Genomic DNA, 6,711 nt, shown 5'->3' with positions numbered 1-6,711 from the left:
CGCGACCGCCGCCCCGGCCTGGCGCCCGGCGGCGCGCCCGGTGCTCACCCACGGCGTGCAGAGCGGCGACGTGACCGCGGACTCGGCGCTGGTCTGGACGCGGGCCGACCGGCCGGGCCGGATGCTTGTCGAGGTGAGCCGTCGGCCGGACTTCCGGGGGGCGCGCACGCTGCGCGGCCCGGTGCTCACCCCGGACGGCGACTTCACCGGGAAGGTCCGGCTGCGGGGCCTGCCGGACTCCGAACGGCTGCACTACCGGGTGCGGGTGGAGAGCCTGGATCGGCACGGGGTGGTCAGCGAGCCGCTGACCGGGACGCTGACCACCGCGCCGGGGCGGCACCGGCGCCGCGACGTGAAGTTCGTCTGGACCGGCGACGTGGTCGGGCAAGGCTGGGGGATCGACCCGAACTTCGGCGGCATGTCGATCTTCCGGGCCATGCGGCAGACCCGGCCGGACTTCTTCCTGTGCAGCGGCGACACCGTGTACGCCGACGGCCCGCTGGTCGAGTCGGTGACGCTGCCCGACGGGCGGATCTGGCGCAACCTGGTCACCCCGGAGAAGAGCAAGGTCGCCGAGACGCTGGCCGAGTACCGCGGGCAGTTCGCGTACAACCTGCTCGACGAACACCTGCGGGAGTTCGCCGCGGCGGTGCCGCAGATCAACCAGTGGGACGACCACGAGGTCCTGAACAACTGGTACCCGGGTGAGATCCTGGACGACCCGCGCTACACCGAGCGGCGGGTGGACGTGCTCGCTGCCCGGGCCCGGCAGGCGTTCAACGAGTGGCTACCGGTGCCGGTCGACGGGCCGATGTACCGGCGGCTGTCGTACGGGCCGTCGCTGGACGTGTTCGTGCTCGACATGCGCACCCACAAGGACCCTAACGACGGCAACACGTACGCCGACCCGAAGCGTGGTCTGCTCGGCCGGCAGCAGCGGGAGTGGCTGATCCGGGAGCTGAAGCGCTCCACGGCGACCTGGAAGGTGATCGCCAACGACCTGCCGATCGGCGTGGTGGTGCCGGACGGTCCGGGCGCGCAGGAGGGTGTCGCGCAGGGCGACCCGGGTGCGCCGGCGGGCCGCGAGTTGGAGTTCGCCGAGGTGCTGCGGGCCACCCACCGTGCCGGGGTGACCGGCATGGTCTTCCTGACCGCCGACGTGCACTACTCCGCCGCGCACCACTACGACCCGTCCCGCGCGGCGGTCGGCGACTTCACCCCGTTCTGGGAGTTCGTCTCCGGGCCGGCGCACGCCGGCGCGTTCGGCCCGAACGCGCTGGACGGCACGTTCGGGCCGCGGGCGGCCTTCGTGCACGCGCCGCCGGTGGCCAACACGGGCCCGGCGGGTGGCTTCCAGCACTTCGGCGAGGTCACCATCGACGGTGCGTCCGAGGCCCTGACGGTGCACCTGCGCGACCGCGACGGCGCCTCGCTGTGGAGCACCACCCTCCCGGCCCCCTGACCGCAGTTCGTTGATCATGAGGTTGGCGGGCGGTTCGGCGACCTACCGTCCCGTCAACCTCATGATCAACGGCGGTCGGCGACGCTGGTCAGCACCACGGTGTCGTCGCTGAGCGGCGGGGACGGCTCCGGGCGGTCTGCGGGGATCGGCGTGCCGGGTACCGTCCGCGCCGAGGACGCGGCCGGCTCGGCGGAGGCGTTCGACGCCGGCTCGACGGCCGGCACCGGGGGGACCACCTTGCCCCGCCCGGAGAACCGGCGTCCCAGCCCGATCATCGGCTGCTCCACCCAGCGGTAGAGCAGGTCGGCGGCGAGCAGGCCGACCACGGTGGTGGCCACGAACAACCGGGTGCTGTGCCCGGCGTACGTCGGGACCAGCGCGATCACCGTCGCCATGGCGAGGTACTGCACCAGGTAGAGCGAGTAGGAGCGTTCGCCCACGAACACCAGCGGTCGCCAGGAGAGCAGTTTCGTCGGCAGGCCAGGGGCCAGCATGGCGGGGAGCAGCAGCGCCACCGCCACCGCGTACACGCCGATCATCAACTCCGAGTGGCCGTCCTCGGCCGGCGGCCAGTACGGCAGCGACAGGTGCACGGCGACGAACCCGGCGAGCACGGCGAGGGAGGCCACCGGACGGGTCAACGGCCGGAACAGCGCGTACCCCCGCGGGTGGTGCATGACCACCGCCAGCAGGCAGCCGATCAGAATCGACACGTAGTGGATCGGCCAGTAGGGCCAGTCCTTCTCGAACGGGATCAGCGCGACGAGCGCGGCGATGGCCAGCACCGTCACCGCCATCCGGCGCAGGAACGCGGCGGTGACGAACGCGAAGGCGAGCATCGGCCAGACCAGGTAGAACTTCCACTCGATCGCGATCGTCCAGGAGTGCGGAAACGCCTGGTTCGGCGCGAACTCGTTGACCATGAGCAGGTAGTACGGCATCGACTCGCGGAGCTTCCCGCTGGCACCGTTGAGGTGCGCGAGGGCGTACGTGGCGGCGACCACCACCAGGTAGACCGGCAGGATCCGGAAGATGCGCCGGATGTAGAAGGACCGCAACGACACCCGTCCCCGCGACTCCTCCTCGCGCAACATCAGCGTGGTGATCAGGAAGCCGGACAGCACGAAGAACAGTTGGACGCCGACCCAGCCGGACAGCCAGGTCCACCGCGGCCCACCGAAGTGAAAGGCGACGACGATCACCGCGGCGATCGCACGGAGCCCGTCGAGGGCGGGGAACCGGCGCATCGCACGGTATTCGGCGTAACTTATCGTGGCCACCGCTGAATTCTGGGGAGCGGCACACAACGCGTCAAGGCGGCTCTCCCGCGGTTGGTCCCGTTCGCCGTTACTCGGAGGCGCGGCGGTGGGGGCGTCGAGTATCGTTGGACACCGTAAGGCGATGACCCGGCCATCACCGGTGAGCCTCCGGAAGAACAGCCGGGCAACCGGCCCAGTAGAACCGGACGGGTGCGGCCCGTCACAGCCGGCAATGAGCGGGCGGTCGATCCTGACCGTCAAGCGGGGTGGTACCGCGGGCCACCCGGGAGCGCCGTCTCAGGCGTACCCGGAAGGTTCGTCCTCGCAGACCCACGTTGAGTGAGCTGCATGAGGAGAGCGACCCCCGATGGCCTATCCGTTGCACGACCCGACCGCCGCCGGTGTGCCGGCGAGCCCGGACCTGCCCGCGGTCGAGCGCCGGGTGCTGGAGCACTGGACGGCCGACAAGACCTTCGAGGCCAGCATCGAGGCGCGCCCCGCCGGCACCGACGGCAAGAACGAGTACGTCTTCTACGACGGCCCGCCCTTCGCCAACGGCCTGCCGCACTACGGTCACCTCTTCACCGGCTACGTCAAGGACGTCGTGCCGCGTTATCAGACCATGCGCGGCCGGCACGTCGAGCGGCGCTTCGGCTGGGACTGCCACGGCCTGCCCGCCGAGGTGGTGGCCGAGAAGCAACTCGGCATCACCAGCAAGGCCGAGATCATCGACCTGGGCGTGGCCCGGTTCAACGAGGCCTGCCGTACCTCGGTGCTGGAGTTCACCCAGGACTGGGAGCGGTACATCAACCGGCAGGCCCGCTGGGTCGACTTCGCCAACGACTACAAGACCCTCGACCTGGACTACATGGAAAGCGTCATGTGGGCCTTCAAGACCCTGCACGACAAGGGGCTGATCTACGAGGGCTTCCGGGTCCTGGCGTACTGCTGGCGTTGCGAGACGCCGCTGTCGAACACCGAGACCCGGATGGACGACGTCTACCGGGACCGGCACGACCCCACCCTGTCGGTGTGGTTCGGCCTGACCGCCGACGAGTCCGCGCCGGAACTGGTGCGCGGGCCGGTCCGGCTGGGCGTCTGGACCACCACGCCGTGGACCCTGCCGTCGAACCTGGCGCTCGCCGTCGGCCCCGACATCGAGTACGCGGTGCTCGAACGCGACGGCGACCGCTACCTGGTCGGGGCGGCGCGGCTGGCCGCGTACGCCAAGGAACTGGACGGCTACGAGCAGGTCGGGACGGTGTACGGCCGGGACCTGGTCGGGCGCCGCTACACGCCGCTGTTCGACTTCCTCGTCGAGCAGGCCGGGGAGAACGCCTACCAGGTGCTCGGCGCGGAGTTCGTCACCACCGAGGACGGCACCGGGATCGTCCACCTGGCCCCGGCGTTCGGTGAGGACGACCAGAACGTCTGCAACGCCGCCGGCATCCCCACCATCGTCACGGTGGACGACCACACCCGGTTCACCGCGCTGGTCCCGCCGTACCAGGGTGAGCAGGTCTTCGACGTCAACAAGCCGGTGATCCGGGAGCTGAAGGAGCGGGGGGTGGTGCTCAAGCAGGACACCTACACCCACTCGTACCCGCACTGCTGGCGCTGCGACACCCCGCTGGTCTACAAGGCGGTGTCGTCGTGGTTCGTCGCGGTGACCCAGTTCCGGGACCGGATGGTCGAGCTGAACCAGGAGATCAACTGGACGCCCGGCCACATCAAGGACGGCTCGTTCGGCAAGTGGCTGGCCAACGCCCGGGACTGGTCGATCAGCCGGAACCGGTTCTGGGGATCACCGATCCCGGCGTGGAAGTCCGACGACCCGAACTACCCGCGCCTGGACGTCTACGGCTCGCTGGCCGACATCGAGCGGGACTTCGGCGTACGCCTGACCGACCTGCACCGGCCGGCGGTGGACGACCTGGTCCGCCCCAACCCGGACGACCCGACCGGGCAGTCGATGATGCGTCGGGTGCCGGAGGTGCTGGACTGCTGGTTCGAGTCCGGGTCGATGCCGTTCGCCCAGGTGCACTACCCGTTCGAGAACGCGGACTGGTTCGAGCACCACTACCCGGGTGACTTCATCGTCGAGTACATCGGGCAGACCCGCGGCTGGTTCTACACGATGCACGTGCTGGCCACCGCGCTGTTCGACCGGCCGGCGTTCCGCAACTGCCTGAGCCACGGCATCCTGCTCGGCTCGGACGGGCGCAAGATGTCCAAGAGCCTGCGCAACTACCCGGACGTCTACCACGTCTTCGACTCGTACGGCTCGGACGCGATGCGCTGGATGCTGATGTCCTCGCCGGTACTGCGCGGTGGGGACATGGCGGTCACCGAGGCGGGCATCCGCGACGCCGTCCGGCAGGTGCTGCTGCCGCTGTGGAACGTGTGGTACTTCTTCACGCTCTACGCCAACGCGGACGGGTACCAGGCGCGGCGGCGCACCGACTCCACCCACCTGCTCGACCGGTACGTGCTGGCGAAGACGAACGAGCTGGTGTCGACGGTCGGCGCGCAGATGGACGCGTACGACATCTCCGGTGCCTGCGTCACCGTCCGGTCCTACCTGGACGCGTTGACCAACTGGTACGTGCGCCGGTCCCGGGACCGGTTCTGGTCCGGTGACGCCAACGCCTTCGACACCCTGTCGACGGTGTTGGAGACGCTCTGCCGGGTGGTGGCGCCGCTCGCGCCGCTGACCGCGGAGGAGATCTGGCGTGGCCTGACCGGGGAGCGTTCGGTGCACCTGACCGACTGGCCGGAGGCGAGCGAGTTCCCGGCCGACCACGACCTGGTCGCCGCGATGGACAACGTGCGGGCGGTCGCCTCGGCGGCGCTGTCGCTGCGCAAGGCCAAGGGGCTGCGGGTGCGACTGCCGCTGTCCACGCTGACCGTGGCCTCGCCGGCCGCGGAGCAGCTGCGGCCGTTCGCCGACCTGGTCGCCGACGAGGTCAACGTGAAGACGGTGGACTTCAGCGCGGAGCTGTCCGCGTACTGCGAGCAGGTGTTGACGGTGGTGCCCCGGGCGCTCGGCCCGCGGGTCGGCAAGCAGGTGCAGCAGGTGATCAAGGCGGTCAAGGCGGGCGACTGGGAGCTGGTCGACGGCGCCCCGGTGGCCGCCGGCGTCACCCTCGCCGAGGGTGAGTACGAGCTGCGCCTGGTCGCCGCCGACGCCGAGCACTCCGCGCCGCTGCCCGGCGGCGAGGGCGTGGTGGTGCTGGACACCGACGTCACCCCGGAGTTGGCCGCCGAGGGGCTGGCCCGCGACGTGGTGCGGGTGGTGCAGCAGGCCCGCCGGGACGCCGACCTGGACGTCTCGGACCGGATCGTGGTGTCGGTGTCGGCGTCCGACGAGGTACGCGCGGCGGTGGCCGCGTACGTCGACTTCGTCTCCGCGGAGGTGCTGGCCGACTCGGTCGACTTCGCCGAGGGTCTGGAGGGCTTCGCCGGCGAGGTCGGCGACGGGGAGCGGGTAACGGTGGTCGTCCGCCGGGTATAACGGACCATCGCCAGGGTGCGGGCGCCTCACCACCTCCGTCCGGGAGGTGTGGAGGCGTCCGCTACCGTGACACCGCCTGTTCGCACCTGATCTGCCGGAGGACCAGTGCCCCTGCTCTACACCATCGGCAAGCTCACCGTGGCGCCCACGCTGCGGTTGGCGTTCCGCCCGACCGTGGAGGGGCTGGAACACGTGCCGGAGTTCGGTGGCGCGGTCTTCGCCGGTAATCACCTCTCGGTGGCCGACGAGCTGTTCCTCGGCACGGTCGTGCCCCGGCACCTGGCGTTCTGGGCCAAGTCGGAGTATTTCAAGGGCGCCGGCGTGAAGGGTGCGATCTCCAAGTTCGTCCTCACCGGCCTGGGCGCGATCCCGGTCGAGCGGGCCGGCGGTCGGGCGGCGCTGTCCGCGTTCGACGCGGCGATCCCGGCGCTCAAGGGCGGTGACCTGGTGGTGGTCTACCCGGAGGGCACCCGCTC

At 70.5% G+C, this 6,711-nt stretch carries 4 protein-coding genes; 3 read left to right on the top strand and 1 reads right to left on the bottom strand.

From position 1 onward, the window contains the following. A partial coding sequence (locus tag PSH25_RS25195) for an alkaline phosphatase D family protein (protein ID WP_238661418.1) occupies nt 1-1,462 on the top strand: 1,462 nt, incomplete at its 5' end. A 65-nt stretch (nt 1,463-1,527) separates the two neighbouring features. On the opposite strand, the gene PSH25_RS25190 is transcribed toward PSH25_RS25195, so the two are convergent. After that, nucleotides 1,528-2,742 carry an acyltransferase family protein gene (locus tag PSH25_RS25190; protein WP_238661417.1) on the bottom strand — a complete coding sequence of 405 codons (1,215 nt, stop codon included), beginning with the start codon at nt 2,740-2,742 and terminating at the stop codon, nt 1,528-1,530. Nucleotides 2,743-3,088: 346 nt separating this feature from the next. On the opposite strand from PSH25_RS25190, the gene ileS reads away from it, so the two are divergent. Both ileS and PSH25_RS25180 read left to right on the top strand, forming a co-directional pair. Continuing rightward, complete coding sequence (ileS, locus tag PSH25_RS25185) at nt 3,089-6,235, top strand: isoleucine--tRNA ligase (RefSeq protein ID WP_238661416.1); 3,147 nt, start codon at nt 3,089-3,091, stop codon at nt 6,233-6,235. A 105-nt stretch (nt 6,236-6,340) separates the two neighbouring features. Beyond that, a partial coding sequence (locus tag PSH25_RS25180) for a lysophospholipid acyltransferase family protein (RefSeq protein WP_238661415.1) occupies nt 6,341-6,711 on the top strand: 371 nt, incomplete at its 3' end.

The organism is Micromonospora foliorum, assembly GCF_022229015.1.
GTDB lineage: Bacteria > Actinomycetota > Actinomycetes > Mycobacteriales > Micromonosporaceae > Micromonospora > Micromonospora foliorum.
The sequence above is the reverse complement of the archived record's forward strand: the minus strand, read 5'-3'. Positions and strand labels throughout refer to the sequence as shown.

Coding starts and splice junctions, on each gene's coding strand:
- ileS (WP_238661416.1), top strand. CDS start 3,089: ATGGCCTATCCGTTGCACGACCCGACCGCCGCCGGTGTGCCGGCGAGC.